This is a genomic window from Streptomyces nigra (assembly GCF_003074055.1).
GTDB classification, from domain to species: Bacteria; Actinomycetota; Actinomycetes; order Streptomycetales; family Streptomycetaceae; genus Streptomyces; species Streptomyces nigra.
In genome coordinates, this window is record NZ_CP029043.1 from 1,789,282 (window position 1) to 1,804,861 (window position 15,580).

The 15,580-nt window shown below is 68.9% G+C and carries 13 protein-coding genes and 1 tRNA gene; 11 read left to right on the top strand and 3 right to left on the bottom strand.

All coding sequences use genetic code 11. The features are described from left to right. Positions 1-80: 80 nt before the first annotated feature. From DC008_RS08325 to DC008_RS08360, 8 genes are all read left to right on the top strand, one after another. On the top strand, positions 81-2,360 hold the full coding sequence (locus DC008_RS08325; RefSeq protein ID WP_108706400.1) for an FdhF/YdeP family oxidoreductase: 2,280 nt from the start codon (positions 81-83) through the stop codon (positions 2,358-2,360). Between the two features lie 59 nt (positions 2,361-2,419). Beyond that, positions 2,420-2,908, top strand: coding sequence for a PaaI family thioesterase (locus tag DC008_RS08330; RefSeq protein WP_108706401.1), 489 nt, complete (start codon positions 2,420-2,422; stop codon positions 2,906-2,908). A 67-nt stretch (positions 2,909-2,975) separates the two neighbouring features. Beyond that, positions 2,976-3,383, top strand: coding sequence for a hypothetical protein (locus DC008_RS08335; RefSeq protein WP_108706402.1), 408 nt, complete (start codon positions 2,976-2,978; stop codon positions 3,381-3,383). Positions 3,384-3,866: 483 nt separating this feature from the next. After that, complete coding sequence (locus tag DC008_RS08340; protein ID WP_374207445.1) at positions 3,867-5,096, top strand: branched-chain amino acid ABC transporter substrate-binding protein; 1,230 nt, start codon at positions 3,867-3,869, stop codon at positions 5,094-5,096. A gap of 116 nt (positions 5,097-5,212) precedes the next feature. After that, positions 5,213-6,142, top strand: a complete 930-nt coding sequence (locus DC008_RS08345; RefSeq protein WP_108706403.1) for a branched-chain amino acid ABC transporter permease — start codon at positions 5,213-5,215, stop codon at positions 6,140-6,142. A 23-nt stretch (positions 6,143-6,165) separates the two neighbouring features. Then, positions 6,166-7,980: a branched-chain amino acid ABC transporter permease gene (locus DC008_RS08350; RefSeq protein WP_108710611.1), complete on the top strand. Its 1,815-nt coding sequence runs from the start codon at positions 6,166-6,168 to the stop codon at positions 7,978-7,980. Between the two features lie 5 nt (positions 7,981-7,985). Next, positions 7,986-8,858: an ABC transporter ATP-binding protein gene (locus DC008_RS08355; protein WP_108710612.1), complete on the top strand. Its 873-nt coding sequence runs from the start codon at positions 7,986-7,988 to the stop codon at positions 8,856-8,858. Next, positions 8,855-9,571, top strand: coding sequence for an ABC transporter ATP-binding protein (locus DC008_RS08360; protein ID WP_108706404.1), 717 nt, complete (start codon positions 8,855-8,857; stop codon positions 9,569-9,571). Before DC008_RS08355 ends, DC008_RS08360 begins: the two co-directional genes overlap by 4 nt. 71 nt (positions 9,572-9,642) lie before the next feature. Here DC008_RS08360 and DC008_RS08365 read toward each other — a convergent pair whose 3' ends face one another. Next, a complete protein-coding gene (locus tag DC008_RS08365) occupies positions 9,643-10,299 on the bottom strand; it encodes an ANTAR domain-containing response regulator (protein ID WP_055621537.1) in 657 nt (218 codons plus the stop codon). 101 nt (positions 10,300-10,400) lie between these two features. Here DC008_RS08365 and DC008_RS08370 point away from each other — a divergent pair. After that, a tRNA-Leu gene (locus DC008_RS08370) sits at positions 10,401-10,484 on the top strand. 83 nt (positions 10,485-10,567) lie between these two features. Next, positions 10,568-11,356 carry a hypothetical protein gene (locus DC008_RS08375; protein WP_108706405.1) on the top strand — a complete coding sequence of 263 codons (789 nt, stop codon included), beginning with the start codon at positions 10,568-10,570 and terminating at the stop codon, positions 11,354-11,356. Between the two features lie 4 nt (positions 11,357-11,360). On the opposite strand, the gene pyk is transcribed toward DC008_RS08375, so the two are convergent. Together pyk and DC008_RS08385 are read right to left on the bottom strand one after the other, a co-directional pair. After that, positions 11,361-12,797: a pyruvate kinase gene (gene pyk, locus DC008_RS08380; protein ID WP_108706406.1), complete on the bottom strand. Its 1,437-nt coding sequence runs from the start codon at positions 12,795-12,797 to the stop codon at positions 11,361-11,363. Positions 12,798-12,960: 163 nt separating this feature from the next. Continuing rightward, positions 12,961-13,638 (bottom strand): SIMPL domain-containing protein, encoded by a 678-nt coding sequence (locus DC008_RS08385; RefSeq protein WP_108706407.1) that lies wholly within the window; start codon positions 13,636-13,638, stop codon positions 12,961-12,963. A gap of 139 nt (positions 13,639-13,777) precedes the next feature. On the opposite strand from DC008_RS08385, the gene DC008_RS08390 reads away from it, so the two are divergent. Continuing rightward, positions 13,778-15,580 carry a bifunctional metallophosphatase/5'-nucleotidase gene (locus DC008_RS08390; protein ID WP_108706408.1) on the top strand — a complete coding sequence of 601 codons (1,803 nt, stop codon included), beginning with the start codon at positions 13,778-13,780 and terminating at the stop codon, positions 15,578-15,580.

Sequence of the window (15,580 nt, forward strand, 5' to 3'; positions counted from 1 at the left end):
ACACCCGCTCCCCGCAGGCACCGTTGCACATGCGAGGATCGGAGACGTACGTCACACGTGTACACGAAGGAGAGTGCGCGATGGCCAGCAAGCCGCCCACGGGTGATCCGGTCCAGGACGCGCCCCGGGTCGACGAGCCGAAGCACGCGGCGGCGGGCCTGCCCGCCATCGGCCACACCCTGCGGGTCGCCCAGCGTCAGATGGGGGTGAAGCGCACCGCGCTCACGTTGCTGCGGGTCAACCAGAAGGACGGCTTCGACTGCCCGGGGTGCGCCTGGCCGGAGCCCGAGCACCGGCACACGGCGGAGTTCTGCGAGAACGGCGCGAAGGCGGTCGCCGAGGAGGCCACGCTGCGCCGGGTCACCCCGGAGTTCTTCGCCGCGCACCCGGTGGCCGATCTGGCGACGCGCAGCGGCCACTGGCTCGGGCAGCAGGGGCGGCTCACGCACCCCATGTATCTGCCGGAGGGCGGCACCCACTACGAGCCGGTGAGCTGGGAGCGGGCCTTCGACATCGTCGCCGAGGAGATCGCCGCGCTGGGCTCGCCCGACGAGGCCGTCTTCTACACGTCGGGCCGCACCAGCAACGAGGCGGCCTTCCTCTATCAGCTCTTCGCCCGTGAGCTGGGCACGAACAATCTGCCGGACTGCTCGAACATGTGCCACGAGTCGTCCGGGTCGGCGCTGTCGGAGACGCTCGGCGTCGGCAAGGGCAGCGTCCTGCTGGAGGACCTGTACCAGGCCGAGCTGATCATCGTCGCGGGGCAGAACCCGGGGACGAACCATCCGCGGATGCTGTCGGCGCTGGAGAAGGCGAAGGCGAACGGCGCGCGGATCATCACCGTCAACCCGCTGCCCGAGGCGGGTCTGGAGCGGTTCAAGAACCCGCAGACCCCGCAGGGCATGCTCAAGGGCGCCGCGCTGACCGATCTGTTCCTGCAGATCCGCATCGGCGGCGACCAGGCGCTGTTCCGGCTGCTGAACAAGCTGATCCTGGAGACCGAGGGCGCCGTCGACGAGGACTTCGTCCGCGATCACACGCACGGCTTCGAGGAGTTCGCCGAGGCCGCCCGCGCCGCCGGCTGGGACGAGACGCTGACGGCGACGGGCCTCGCGCGCGAGGACGTCGACAAGGCGCTGGAGATGGTGCTCGCGTCGCGGCGCACGGTGGTGTGCTGGGCGATGGGCCTGACCCAGCACAAGCACTCGGTGCCGACGATCCGGGAGATCGTCAACTTCCTTCTGCTGCGCGGCGACATCGGCCGGCCCGGTTCGGGCGTGTGCCCGGTGCGTGGTCACTCCAATGTGCAGGGCGACCGCACGATGGGCATCTTCGAGCGGCCCGCGCCCGCCTTCCTGGACGCCCTGGAGCGGGAGTTCGGGTTCGCGCCGCCGCGTGAGCACGGCCTGGACGTCGTACGGGCCATCCGGGCGCTGCGCGACGGCGAGGCGAAGGTGTTCTTCGCGATGGGCGGCAACTTCGTGGCGGCCACACCGGACACGGCCGTCACCGACGCGGCCGTGCGCCGGGCCCGGCTGACGGTGCACGTGTCGACGAAGCTGAACCGCAGCCACGCAGTGACGGGCGCGCGGGCGCTGATCCTGCCGACGCTGGGCCGTACCGAGCGCGATCTGCAGGGCGGCGGCGAGCAGTTCGTCACCGTCGAGGACTCCATGGGCATGGTGCACGCCTCCCGGGGGCGGCTGGAGCCGGCGAGTGCGCATCTGCTGTCGGAGCCGGCGATCGTGTGCCGGCTGGCCCGCCGGGTGCTGGGCGAGAAGAGCCGGACGCCGTGGGAGGAGTTCGAGAAGGACTACGCGACGATCCGGGACCGGATCGCGCGGGTCGTGCCGGGCTTCGAGGACTTCAACGCGCGCGTGGAGCGTCCCGGCGGTTTCACGCTGCCGCACGCCCCGCGCGACGAGCGCCGCTTCCCGACGGCGACCGGCAAGGCCAACTTCACGGCGGCGCCGGTGGAGTACCCGGAGGTCCCCGAGGGGCGGCTGCTGCTGCAGACGCTGCGGTCGCACGACCAGTACAACACCACGATCTACGGCCTGGACGACCGCTACCGGGGCATCCGCAACGGCCGCCGGGTGGTGCTGGTCAACCCGGAGGACGCCCGGCGGCTCGGGGTCGCCGACGGCGCGTACGTGGATCTGGTGAGCGAGTGGAGGGACGGCGTGGAGCGGCGCGCGCCCGGGTTCCGGGTGGTGGCGTACCCGACGGCGCGGGGCTGCGCGGCGGCGTACTACCCGGAGACCAACGTTCTGGTGCCGCTGGACGCCACCGCGGACACCAGCAACACCCCGGCCAGCAAGTCCGTGATCGTACGTCTGGAACAATCGGCGACCGACTGAGCGTTTGCTCAGGCGGTGCGTCACGCCACCGAGTGATCACGACGAACGGAGCCGGGCCCATGGGCGAGCAGCAGCACGTGAAGTTCCCGCAGGAGGTCATCGACGAGTACGCCGCGCTCGGCGTCGATCTTCAGGCCCTGTTCTCGGCCGGGCATCTCGGCACGCGTATGGGCGTCCAGATCGTGGAGGCGTCCGCCGAGCGGGTCGTGGGGACGATGCCGGTGGAGGGGAACACCCAGCCGTACGGGCTGCTGCACGGCGGCGCGTCCGCGGTGCTCGCGGAGACGCTCGGCTCGGTGGGCTCCATGCTGCACGGCGGCACCTCGAAGATCGCGGTGGGTGTGGACCTCAACTGCACCCACCACCGGGGCGCCCGCTCGGGCCTGGTCACCGGTGTGGCCACACCGGTGCACCGGGGCCGCTCGACGGCGACGTACGAGATCGTGATCAGTGACGAGCAGGGGCGGCGGGTGTGCACGGCGCGGCTGACCTGCATGCTGCGCGATGTGAACCCGGGCGACGCGGAGCGGGTCCGCGCGGCGGACTGAGCGCGGGTCAACTCCCTTTCCCCACCCCGCCGTTGATCCCTGCCGCGCGGCGGCATACGGTCGGGGCATGACCAAGGCAGGGGTGCGCCGGAAGGGGGCCGCGCTCGGGCTGGCCCTGCTGGCCGCCTGCTCGGCGGGCGGCTGCGGGGAGCCGGGCGCGCGGCCCTCCCCGGCGCACCCGACGGCGGCCGGCAACTCCCCGTCCGCTGCGACGACTTCACCGGCCCGGCTGTGCACGGGGATCATCGCGTACTGGTCGCGCCGGGCCCTGACCGGCGACACCTACGGCGACTACCAGTCGATGGGGCTGTCCGACGGGCAGTACGAGATCCTGCGGACGGTGGTCGACGCGGCCCGCGCCGAGCGTGAGCGCGCCGGCGACGAGGCGGCCGGCCGGCTCATCGACCGCCGGGCGCGCACGGCCTGCGAGAAGCGGTACCGGAACGGCGAACCCACGGGAGGCCCCTGGGGCTGACGAACGAAATCCGCAATTCCACTTTCCGTGCCCCTTACACGAATATCGTGCGGCACGCCGGACATCTTTCACGCATGTAACTCTGCGTAATACGGCTGCAATGAAAGCCGCCCGCACGCCCGCCGCGCGCCGCTTTCCCGCACACCCCCGCAAGGCCCCCGGTTGCCTTCGGCACCGAATACGGTCAGCACCTAAACACGTGAACGCTAGTGAAGAAGCTACGCGCGAACGCTGCGGATTCTCACTATGTGGACAGGGCGAATCGGCCGGAAATCCGCTCTTCCCCCCACGCAGTACCGCTCAGGGATACCGCGTGTCATAACAAGAGCGTCACAGCCTTGGTCAGAGCCTCCTCCATGTTCCCCACCCGCGCTTAGAGTCACGGCCAGTCACCGAGCCATCGGATTCGAAGTCACTTCGTCCCCAGCGCTCGACTCGGCGCGTTCCATGGGGAACCGCCGTGCCAGGGAAAGGACCTGATTCGTGCGTCAACGTTCGATCATCGCCATTACCGCCGCGCTCGCGGCGGGATCGCTGACACTCACGGCTTGTGGGTCGCGTGACGACGACGGCGGCAGCAGCAACGGCGACAAGACCACAGTTGTGATCGGCCTCGACGCCCCGCTGTCCGGCGACCTGTCCGCGCTCGGCCTCGGCATGAAGAACTCCGCGGACCTGGCCGCCAAGACGGCCAACAAGAAGGAGTTCGTCAAGGGCGTCGAGTTCAAGATCGAGGCCCTGGACGACCAGGCCCAGCCCTCCGTCGGCCAGCAGAACGCCCAGAAGTTCATCAGCAACAAGGACGTCCTCGGCGTCGTCGGCCCGCTGAACTCCAGCGTCTCGCAGCAGATGCAGAAGCCGCTCAATGACGCCGGCCTCACCCAGGTCTCCCCGGCCAACACCGGCACCGAGCTGACCCAGGGCGACGGCTGGAAGACCGGCGACCGCGTCCGCCAGTTCAAGACGTTCTTCCGCACCGCCACCACGGACGAGATCCAGGGCGCCTTCGCCGCGGACTACCTGTTCAACAAGGCGAAGCTCAAGAAGGTCTACCTGATCGACGACCAGAAGACCTACGGCGCCGGCCTCGCCGCGTCCTTCAAGGCGAACTTCACGAAGTTCGGCGGCAAGATCGTGGGCACCGACCACATCAACCCCGACGACCGTGACTTCAACGCCGTGGTCGCCAAGATCAAGAAGACCGGCGCCCAGGCCCTGTACTACGGCGGCGAGTACCCGGCCGCCGGCCCGCTGAGCCAGCAGCTCAAGGACAGCGGCCAGAACATCCCGCTCATGGGCGGCGACGGCATCTACTCCGGCGAGTTCCCGAAGCTGAACAAGAAGGCCGAGGGCGACCTCGCGACCTCCGTCGGCCGGCCCGTCGAGCAGCTCCCCTCCGCCAAGACCTTCATCGCGGACTACAAGGCGGCGGGCTACGAGGACGACTACGAGGCCTACGGCGGCCTGACCTACGACGCCACCTGGGCCATCATCGAGGCGGTCAAGCTGGCCGTCGAGGGCAACGACGGCAAGGTCCCGTCCGACGGCCGCAAGGCGGTCCTGGACGGCATGGCCAAGGTCAAGTTCGACGGCGTCACCGGCACCATCTCCTTCGACGAGTTCGGTGACACCACGAACCACACCATGACCGCCTACAAGATCAAGGACAACGCCTGGGCGCCCGAGTTCAGCGGCGAGCCCAAGCTCGGCTGACGAAGGACGAGTCAGAGAACCCATCCAACTCACACATTGATCCAGGCCGCGCGGGAAGCGCCCACCAGCGCTCCCCGCGCGGCGCCATATCCGAACCACTCCACGGAGGCCCTGCGGTGAACGAACTGCCGCAACAGCTGGCCAATGGACTCATCCTCGGCGCGATGTACGGACTCATCGCGATCGGCTACACGATGGTCTACGGCATCGTCCAGCTCATCAACTTCGCCCACGGCGAGATCTTCATGGTCGGGGGCTTCGGGGCCCTCACCGTCTGGATGGTCCTCCCCGACGGCTTCGGCCTCGGGGCGGCGGTCCCCCTCATGATCATCGGTGGCGTTCTCGTCTCGGTCGCCGTCGGCACCGCGGCGGAACGGTTCGCCTACCGCCCCCTGCGCGGCGCACCCCGCCTGGCGCCCCTCATCACCGCGATCGGCCTCTCCATCGTCCTCCAGCAGGCCGTATGGATGTGGTTCCCCGACGCCAAGAAGGACGTCCCCTTCCCCCGCTTCCAGGGCGACCCCGTCGACATCCTCGGCGCCAACATCCAGCGCGGCGACCTCTTCGTCCTCATAGCCGCCCCGCTCTGCATGATCGCCCTCGGCCTGTTCGTCAACAAGACGCGCTCCGGCCGCGGCATGCAGGCCACCGCCCAGGACCCCGACACCGCCAAGCTCATGGGCATCAACACCGACCGCATCATCGTCATGGCCTTCGCCATCGGTGCCGCCTTCGCCGCCGTCGCGGCCGTCGCCTACGGCCTCAAGAACGGCCAGGTCGGCTTCCAAATGGGCTTCCTGATGGGCCTCAAGGCCTTCACCGCGGCCGTCCTCGGCGGCATCGGCAACATCTACGGCGCCATGCTCGGCGGCATCGTGCTCGGCGTCGCCGAGTCCCTCGCCACCGGCTACATCGGTGACATCCCCGGCATGGACCTCTTCGGCGGCGGCGCCTGGAAGGACGTGTGGGCGTTCGCGCTTCTCATCCTCGTCCTCCTGTTCAGGCCACAGGGCCTGCTCGGCGAACGCGTCGCGGATAGGGCGTGATACCCATGACCACCGACATCCCCATGGACAAGACCACCGACGACACCACCAAGGTGTCCACCCCCGAAGCCACCCCGATCATCCCGCTGCCGCACGCCGCGGCCCGCGGACTCACGGTCGCCGGCTCCGCCCTCGCCCTCATCGGCACCTTCCTCGCCTGGACCTGGACTGACGAGTTCCCGGGCAACCTGACCGTCACCGGCTACCCCGGCGGCCTCCAGATCCTCACCCTCGTCGGCTCCCTGCTGACCCTCCTGTTCGCACTCGCCGGCTACGGCATCCGCGGACTGCGCTGGCTCACCCCCGGCGGCAAGAACAGCCCCGTCCTCCTCGCCGCCCTCGGCGTGCTCGGCGTCACCGGCTACGCCATGGGCGCCATCGCGCAGGAACTCGGCGGCCTCGTCAACCTGGAACCCGGCGCCTGGGTCTCCGGCATCGGCGCCCTCGTCGCCGTCGTGGGCGCCCTCGGCCTCCCCGTCGACCAGCCCTACGACGCCGGCGACCCCGACCCCCACCTGTGGGGCCGCGTCCGCCACGCGCTCACCGCCCCCGAGCCCGGCCGCGCCAAGGACCTCCCCTCCTGGCTCGAGATCCTGATCATCGCCGCCGGCTTCGGCGTCGGCCTGTACGTCTTCGCGTACGGCATCAGCACCGAGTACTCCGAGCTGTTCATCGGCTTCCTCGTCCTCGCGGCCTTCGGCTTCACCGCCGTCACCCGCGCCGGACTGCTGAAGCGGCTCTCCGCACTCACCGCCAAACACCGCAACGTCACCCTCGGAGCGGCCTTCGCGGCGGCGATCTGCTTCCCCTTCACCCAGAGCAACGACCAGTTCGCCCTCATCGGCGCGAACATCCTGATCTTCGCCACGGTCGCCCTGGGCCTCAACGTCGTCGTCGGCCTCGCCGGCCTCCTCGACCTCGGCTACGTCGCCTTCCTCGGCGTCGGCGCCTACGCCGCCGCCCTGGTGTCCGGCTCCCCCGCCTCCACCATCGGCGTCAAGTTCCCGTTCTGGGCGGCGGTGCTCACCGGCGCGCTCGCCTCGCTGATCTTCGGCGTCGTCATCGGCGCACCGACCCTGCGCCTGCGCGGCGACTACCTCGCCATCGTGACGCTCGGCTTCGGTGAGATCTTCCGCATCACCATGAACAACCTGAACGGCAACAGCGGACCCGACGTCACCAACGGCTCCAACGGCATCCCGCAGATCCCCGACCTGGCGATCTTCGGCTTCAACCTCGGAGTCCCGCACGACGTCCTCGGCCACGAGCTCACCCGATCCGCCAACTACTACCTGCTGATGCTGCTGTTCACGGCCGTCGTCGTGCTGGTCTTCCGCCGCTCCGCGGAATCCCGCATCGGCCGCGCCTGGGTCGCCATCCGCGAGGACGAGACCGCCGCCACCGCCATGGGCATCAACGGCTTCCGCCTCAAGCTCCTCGCCTTCGCGCTCGGCGCCTGCCTCGCCGGCCTCGCCGGCACCGTCCAGGCCCACGTCTCCTACAGCGTCACCCCCGAGCAGTACGAGTTCGCCGGCCCGGTTCCGCCGAACTCCGCATTCCTGCTCGCCGCCGTCATCCTCGGTGGCATGGGCACCATCAGCGGCCCCCTCATCGGCGCCGCACTGCTCTACCTGATCCCGGCCAAGCTCCAGTTCATGGCCGAGTACCAGCTGCTCCTCTTCGGTATCGCCCTGATGCTCCTGATGCGCTTCCGCCCCGAGGGCCTGGTCGCCGACCGCAGGAAGCAGCTCGAATTCCACGAGACCGGACAGCTCGACGTACCGGAGGACAAGCCATTGCCCGAAGGCGCGACCGGCGTCGCCAAGGCAGGGGCGTGACCGCCATGACCACCACCACGACCACACCCACCACCACGAAGGTGCTCGACGCCAGCGGCGTCACCATGCGCTTCGGCGGCCTCACCGCCGTCCGCGACGTCGACCTCACCGTCAACACCGGCGAGATCGTCGGCCTCATCGGCCCCAACGGCGCCGGCAAGACGACCTTCTTCAACTGCCTCACCGGCCTGTACGTGCCGACCGAGGGCAAGGTCGCCTACAAGGGCACCGTCCTGCCGCCCAAGCCGCACCTGGTCACCCAGGCCGGCATCGCCCGCACCTTCCAGAACATCCGGCTCTTCGCCAACATGACCGTTCTGGAGAACGTGCTCGTCGGCCGGCACACCCGCACCAAGGAAGGCCTCTGGTCCGCCCTGCTGCGCCTGCCCGGCTTCAGGAAGGCCGAAGAGGCCTCCCGCGAACGGGCCATGGAACTCCTCGAGTTCACCGGCCTCGCCGCCAAGGCCGACCACCTCGCCCGCAACCTGCCCTACGGCGAACAGCGCAAGCTGGAGATCGCCCGGGCCCTCGCGAGCGAACCCGGCCTGCTCCTCCTCGACGAACCCACCGCCGGCATGAACCCCCAGGAGACCCGCGCGGCCGAAGAACTCATCTTCGCCATCCGGGACCAGGGCATCGCCGTCCTCGTCATCGAGCACGACATCCGGTTCATCATGAACCTCTGCGACCGGGTCGCCGTGCTCGTCCAGGGCGAGAAGATCGTCGAAGGCCCCGCCGAGGTCGTCCAGGCCGACGAGCGCGTCATCGCCGCCTACCTCGGCGAACCCTTCGAAGGCGCCCCCGGTGCCGCCGAAGCCGCCGAGGTCGAGGCCGCGGAGAGCGACGCGCACAGCACCACGGAAGGGGACGAGAAGTGACCGCACTGCTCGAGGTCGAGGACCTCCGAGTCGCCTACGGCAAGATCGAGGCCGTCAAGGGCATCTCGTTCAAGGTCGAAGCAGGCGAGGTCGTCACCCTCATCGGCACCAACGGCGCCGGCAAGACCACCACCCTGCGCACCCTGTCCGGCCTACTCCAGCCCCTGTCCGGCGACATCAAGTTCGACGGCAAGTCGCTGAAGAAAGTCCCCGCACACAAGGTCGTCTCCCTGGGACTCGCCCACTCCCCCGAGGGGCGGCACATCTTCCCGCGCATGACGATCGAGGACAACCTGCGCCTCGGCGCCTTCCTGCGCAACGACAAGGACGGCATCGAGAAGGACATCCAGCGCGCCTACGACCTCTTCCCCATCCTCGGGGAACGCCGCAAGCAGGCCGCGGGCACCCTCTCCGGCGGCGAGCAGCAGATGCTCGCCATGGGGCGGGCGCTGATGTCCCGGCCGAAGCTGCTCATGCTCGACGAACCCAGCATGGGACTCTCGCCGATCATGATGCAGAAGATCATGGCGACCATCCAGGAGCTCAAGGCCGCGGGCACCACCATCCTGCTCATCGAGCAGAACGCCCAGGCCGCCCTCTCCCTGGCCGATCACGGTCACGTCATGGAGGTCGGCAAGATCGTCCTCTCCGGATCCGGGCAGGACCTCCTGCACGACGAGTCGGTGCGCAAGGCGTACCTCGGCGAGGACTGACGCCCTCAAGAGCTGAGGCCCGTGCCCCCCGGTCAGGGGCACGGGCCTCAGTCATGCGCTCAGGGGGCGGGTCAGCCCTTGGCGGCCTTCTTCTCCTCGGCGTCCTGGATCACGGCCTCGGCGACCTGCTGCATCGACATCCGGCGGTCCATCGACGTCTTCTGGATCCAGCGGAACGCGGCCGGCTCGGTCAGCCCGTACTGCGTCTGCAGGACGGACTTCGCCCGGTCCACCAGCTTGCGGGTCTCCAGGCGCTGGCTGAGGTCCGCGACCTCCTTCTCCAGCTCCTTCAGCTCCGTGAACCGCGAGACGGCCATCTCGATCGCCGGCACGACGTCGCTCTTGCTGAACGGCTTCACCAGGTAGGCCATGGCCCCGGCGTCCCGGGCCCGCTCCACGAGGTCGCGCTGCGAGAACGCCGTCAGCATCAGCACCGGGGCGATGCTCTCCTCGGCGATCTTCTCGGCCGCCGAGATGCCGTCGAGCTTCGGCATCTTCACGTCGAGGATGACGAGGTCGGGGCGGTGCTCGCGCGCCAGCTCGACGGCCTGCTCACCGTCACCGGCCTCACCGACGACGGTGTACCCCTCCTCCTCGAGCATCTCTTTGAGGTCGAGCCGGATCAGGGCCTCGTCCTCGGCGATGACGACACGGGTCGTCAGCGGAGGCACGTGCGACTTGTCGTCGTCGGGCGCGTCCACGGGCTGGGGCGACTCGGGGGCGGTCACGGGGGCTCCTTGTTGCGGGCCGGGCAGGTGCTGCTGCTTAAGCAGCCTACCTAGAGGCGGGGAAGTGCGGTGACCCGGTATGCTTTCGCGCAGCCATACTCGCCGGGTTGGCGCAACTGGTTGACGCGGAGGTCTCAAACACCTCTGTCCGCAAGGACGTGTGGGTTCGAATCCCATACCCGGCACCGTGGAAAAGCGGATGTTCCCGTTCTCGTGAACATCCGCTTTTTGCTGCGTGTCGTCACTTTCCGTGACACAGAGTGCTCGCATGAACGGTCACGGCACTGACGTACGAGACAAGGCCCTCACTCTTCTGCACGCCGGTATGAGCAACGCGGACGTGGCGCGTGCCCTCGCGATCGCACCCGGCACGATCAGCTACTGGAAACACCTCGACCGTGCGCGCCGCGGCGAGTGTCCCGGCCGGCACGATCCGAAGTGCCCCCGGTGCGACGGTCGGCATCTCGATCGGCCAGCCTACGGGTACCTGCTCGGTCTCTACCTCGGCGACGGGCACATCAGCCACTACTCCGCGCATCGCGTCCCGAACCTCATGATCGCCTGCGCCGAGTCCTGGCCTGGCCTGATGGACGACTGCGAGAGGGCCATGCGTGCCGTGTTCCCCGACAACGCCGTCTGCCGGGTCCGCAGGACCGGCTGCCGGAATGTGAAGGTCTACTCGAAGCACCTCCCCTGCCTGTTCCCGCAGCACGGCCCTGGCAAGAAGCACGAGCGAGCCATCGTCCTCGAACCCTGGCAGCAGGAGATCGTCGACGCTCACCCTTGGGAATTCATCCGCGGCCTCATCCACTCCGACGGCTGCCGCATCACCAACTGGACCACCCGGCTGGTCGCAGGTGAGCGCAAGCGGTACGAGTATCCGCGCTATCTCCTGGCCAACAAGTCGGACGACATCCGCAGGCTCTTCACCGACACGCTCGACAAGCTCGGCGTGCGGTGGACCACGCTCGCCCGCGGCAGCGACCCGTTCATCGTCTCCATCGCCCGAAAGCCATCCGTAGCCCTCATGGACGCTCACGTAGGCCCCAAGTACTGACCCGTCAGTGCGGGGTGTCGTCCTCGCCGATGTGGTGGACGCGGACCAGGTTGGTCGAGCCCGACACCCCGGGCGGCGAGCCTGCGGTGATGACCACCGTGTCGCCCTTCTTGCAGCGGCCGTACCGCAGCAGCAGTTCGTCCACCTGGTCGACCATCGCGTCCGTGGAGTCCGCGTGCGGCCCGAGGAAGGTCTCCACGCCCCACGTCAGGTTGAGCTGCGACCGCGTGGCCGGTTCGGGGGTGAAGGCGAGGAGGGGGATCGGGGAGCGGTAGCGGGAGAGCCGGCGGGCGGTGTCGCCGGACTGGGTGAAGGCGACGAGGAAGCGGGCGCCGAGGAAGTCGCCGATCTCGGCGGCGGCGCGGGCGACGGCGCCGCCCTGGGTGCGGGGTTTGTTGTGTTCGGTCAGCGGGGGCAGCCCGTGGGCGAGGACGTCCTCCTCGGCCGCTTCGACGATCTTCGCCATGGTGCGGACGGTCTCGACGGGGTATTTGCCGACGCTGGTCTCGCCGGAGAGCATCACGGCGTCGGTGCCGTCGATGACGGCGTTGGCCACGTCGGACGCCTCGGCCCGGGTGGGGCGGGAGTGGTCGATCATGGAGTCGAGCATCTGGGTGGCGACGATGACGGGCTTGGCGTTGCGCCGGGCCAGTGTGATCGCGCGTTTCTGGACGATCGGCACCTGTTCGAGGGGCATCTCGACGCCGAGGTCGCCGCGGGCGACCATGATGCCGTCGAAGGCGGCGACGATGTCGTCGAGGGTGTCGACGGCCTGGGGTTTCTCGATCTTGGCGATGACGGGGAGGCGGCGGCCCTCCTCGTCCATGATGCGGTGGACGTCGTCGATGTCGCGGCCGGAGCGGACGAAGGACAGGGCGACGATGTCGAAGCCGGTGCGCAGGGCCCAGCGCAGGTCGGCCTGGTCCTTGTCGGAGAGGGCGGGGACGGAGACGGCGACGCCGGGGAGGTTGAGTCCCTTGTGGTCGGAGACGATGCCGCCTTCGACGACGGTGGTGTGGATGCGGGGGCCGTCGATGCCGGTGACTTGGAGGCAGACCTTGCCGTCGTCGACGAGGACGCGTTCGCCGGGGGTGACGTCGTCGGCGAGGCCGGGGTAGGTGGTGCCGCACTGGTGGCGGTCGCCTTCGGCGTCGGGTTCGACGGTGAGGGTGAAGGTGTCGCCGCGTTCGAGGAGTACGGGTCCTTCGGTGAAGCGGCCGAGGCGGATCTTCGGGCCTTGAAGGTCGGCGAGGACGCCGACGCTGCGGCCGGTCTCGTCGGAGGCCTTGCGGACCTGCTGGTAGCGCTCCTCGTGCTCGGCGTGGGTGCCGTGGCTGAGGTTGAACCGGGCGATGTCCATTCCGGCGTCGACCAGTGCCTTTGTGCGGTCGTAGCCGTCGGTGGCGGGGCCCAGGGTGCAGACGATCTTGGCTCGGCGCATGGTTCGACTCTATGACTTACCGGTGGGTAGAGAATTGGTCATCGGTGACGACCCAACGACCTTTGCTTGAAGGGTTTTTGACAAGAGTTGAATTGTGCGGCGGGGTGCTCCGATGAGCAATTCCGGGGCACCCCATCGGGGGATTCCACGCGTGGACGGGGAGTCACAGCCGGGGTGGGGTCATGGTGAAGCGGGCGTTCACCCGGGCGACGACGTGCTGGCGTTGCGGTTCGAGGTCGAGGGGTGCGGGCGTGTCGTCGGGGGCGCCGTAGGTGAGGGAGCGGGTCCGGGCGACGGGCGCCGTGGGGGTGTCGGTGTCGAGGTCGGCGAGTTCCAGGAGGGCGGCGAGGTCTGCTCCGAGGGCTTCGGCGTATTCGCGGGCGCGTTGGACGGCTTCGTGTACGGCCTGCTGCCGTGCCCGGCGGTGGGCGGGTGAGTCGGGGCGCAGCGTCCACCGGGGGCCGTCGACGTGGGTGAGGTCCAAGTCGGCGAGGCGGGTGGTGAGTTCGCCGAGGGCGTTGAAGTCGGTGAGGTCGGCGGTGAGGTGGACGTGTCCGTGGTAGGCGTGGACGCGTTCGCCGCGGCCTTTGTCCTTGAGTTGGGGGCTGAGGGAGAAGGTGCCGGTCTCCAGGCGTTCGACGGCGTCGCCGTAGCTCTTGAGGAGGTCGAGGACGGCGGTGTTGCGGCGGGTGAGGTCGTCGAGGGCGGTGCGCCGGTCCTTGCCGCGGGAGGTGACGGTGACGCCGATGCGGGCGATCTCGGGGTCGACGTCGAGGTGGGCCTCGCCGCGGACGGCGATGTGGGGTGCGTCGGGGTGGGGGTCCTCTGAAGCGGTGGCCATACGTCCCACTGTGTCACTGCTTGCCGGGTTACGGGGCCGTCAGGTCATCAATTCGAAACCTGCGGGGGCTGTTGCGCGCTGCCATGCCCAGGTCAGAATCTACGCGCGTTGTTGGCCCTTCCCCTCGGGAGATGCACTCATGCCGTTGGACCGCCGGAAGTTCCTGAAGAAGTCAGCCGTGACCGGAGCGGGGGTGGCGGTGGCCGGTGCGACGGGTGCCCCGGCGGCGCATGCCGCGCAGCCGGCGAAGGGGCCGAGGATGAAGCGGTACGCGCTGACCGTGATGGGCACGACGGACCTGCACGGGAACGTCTTCAACTGGGACTACTTCAAGGACGCGGAGTACACGGACGCCGCGGGCAACGCGAAGGGCCTGTCGCGGGTCTCGACGCTGGTGAACCAGGTCCGCAAGGAGAAGGGGCGCGGCAACACGCTCCTCATCGACGCGGGCGACACGATCCAGGGCACCCCGCTGACGTACTACTACGCGAAGGTCGACCCGATCACCGCGAAGGGCGGCCCGGTCCACCCGATGGCGGCGGCGATGAACGCGATCGGGTACGACGCGGTGGCGCTCGGCAACCACGAGTTCAACTACGGCATCGAGACGCTGCGCAAGTTCGAGTCGCAGTGCGACTTCCCGCTGCTGGGCGCGAACGCGCTGGACGCGAAGACGCTGAAGCCGGCGTTCCCGCCGTACTTCATCAAGACGTTCCATGTGAAGGGCGCGCCGCCGGTGAAGGTGGCGGTGCTGGGGCTGACGAACCCGGGCATCGCGATCTGGGACAAGGCGTACGTCGAGGGCAGGCTGGTGTTCCCGGGTCTGGAGGAGCAGGCCGCGAAGTGGGTGCCGAAGCTGCGGTCGATGGGCGCGGACGTGGTCGTGGTGTCGGCGCACTCGGGTACGTCGGGCACGTCGTCGTACGGTGACCAGCTGCCGTATGTGGAGAACTCGGCGGCGCTGGTGGCGCAGAAGGTGCCGGGGATCGACGCGATCCTGGTGGGGCACGCGCACACGGAGATCGCGGAGCTGAAGGTCACGAACGAGAAGACCGGCCGGACGGTCGTGCTGTCGGAGCCGCTGTGCTTCGCGCAGCGGCTGTCGCTGTTCGACGTCGAGCTGGTCTTCGAGCGGGGCTGCTGGACGGTCGAGTCGGTCCGGGCGTCGGTGCGGGACTCGAAGTCGGTGCCGGACGACCCGCGGATCACGCGGCTGCTGAAGGAGGACCACGACCTGGTCGTGGAGTACGTCAACCAGGTCGTCGGGACGGCGACGGAGACGCTGACGACGGTGGACGCCCGGTACATGGACGCCCCGATCATCGATCTGATCACCAAGGTCCAGGAGGACGTGGTGAAGGCGGCGCTGGCGGGCACGGAGCATGCCGCGCTGCCGGTGATCTCGCAGGCGTCGCCGTTCTCGCGGACGTCGGAGATCCCGGCCGGCGAGGTGACGATCCGGGATCTGTCGAGCCTGTACGTGTACGACAACACGCTGGTCGCGAAGCTGATGACGGGCGCTCAGGTGCGGGCGTACCTGGAGTATTCGGCGGAGTACTTCGTGCAGACGGCGCCGGGTGCTCCGGTGGACGTGGCGAAGCTGACGAACGCGAACAACCGGCCGGACTACAACTACGACTATGTGTCGGGGCTGTCGTACGACATCGACATCGCGCAGCCGGCCGGGCAGCGGATCAGGAATCTGTCGTACCAGGGTGCCGCGCTGGACGACGCGCAGAAGTTCGTTTTCGCGGTGAACAACTACCGGGCCAACGGTGGCGGGGCGTTCCCGCATGTGGCGTCGGCCCAGGAGCTGTGGTCGGAGTCGACGGAGATCCGGACCCGGATCGCGGAGTGGGTGACCGCGAAGGGTGTGCTGGACCCGAAGGACTTCGCGTCGGTGGACTGGAAGCTGACCCGTGAGGGCACTCCGGTGTTCTGA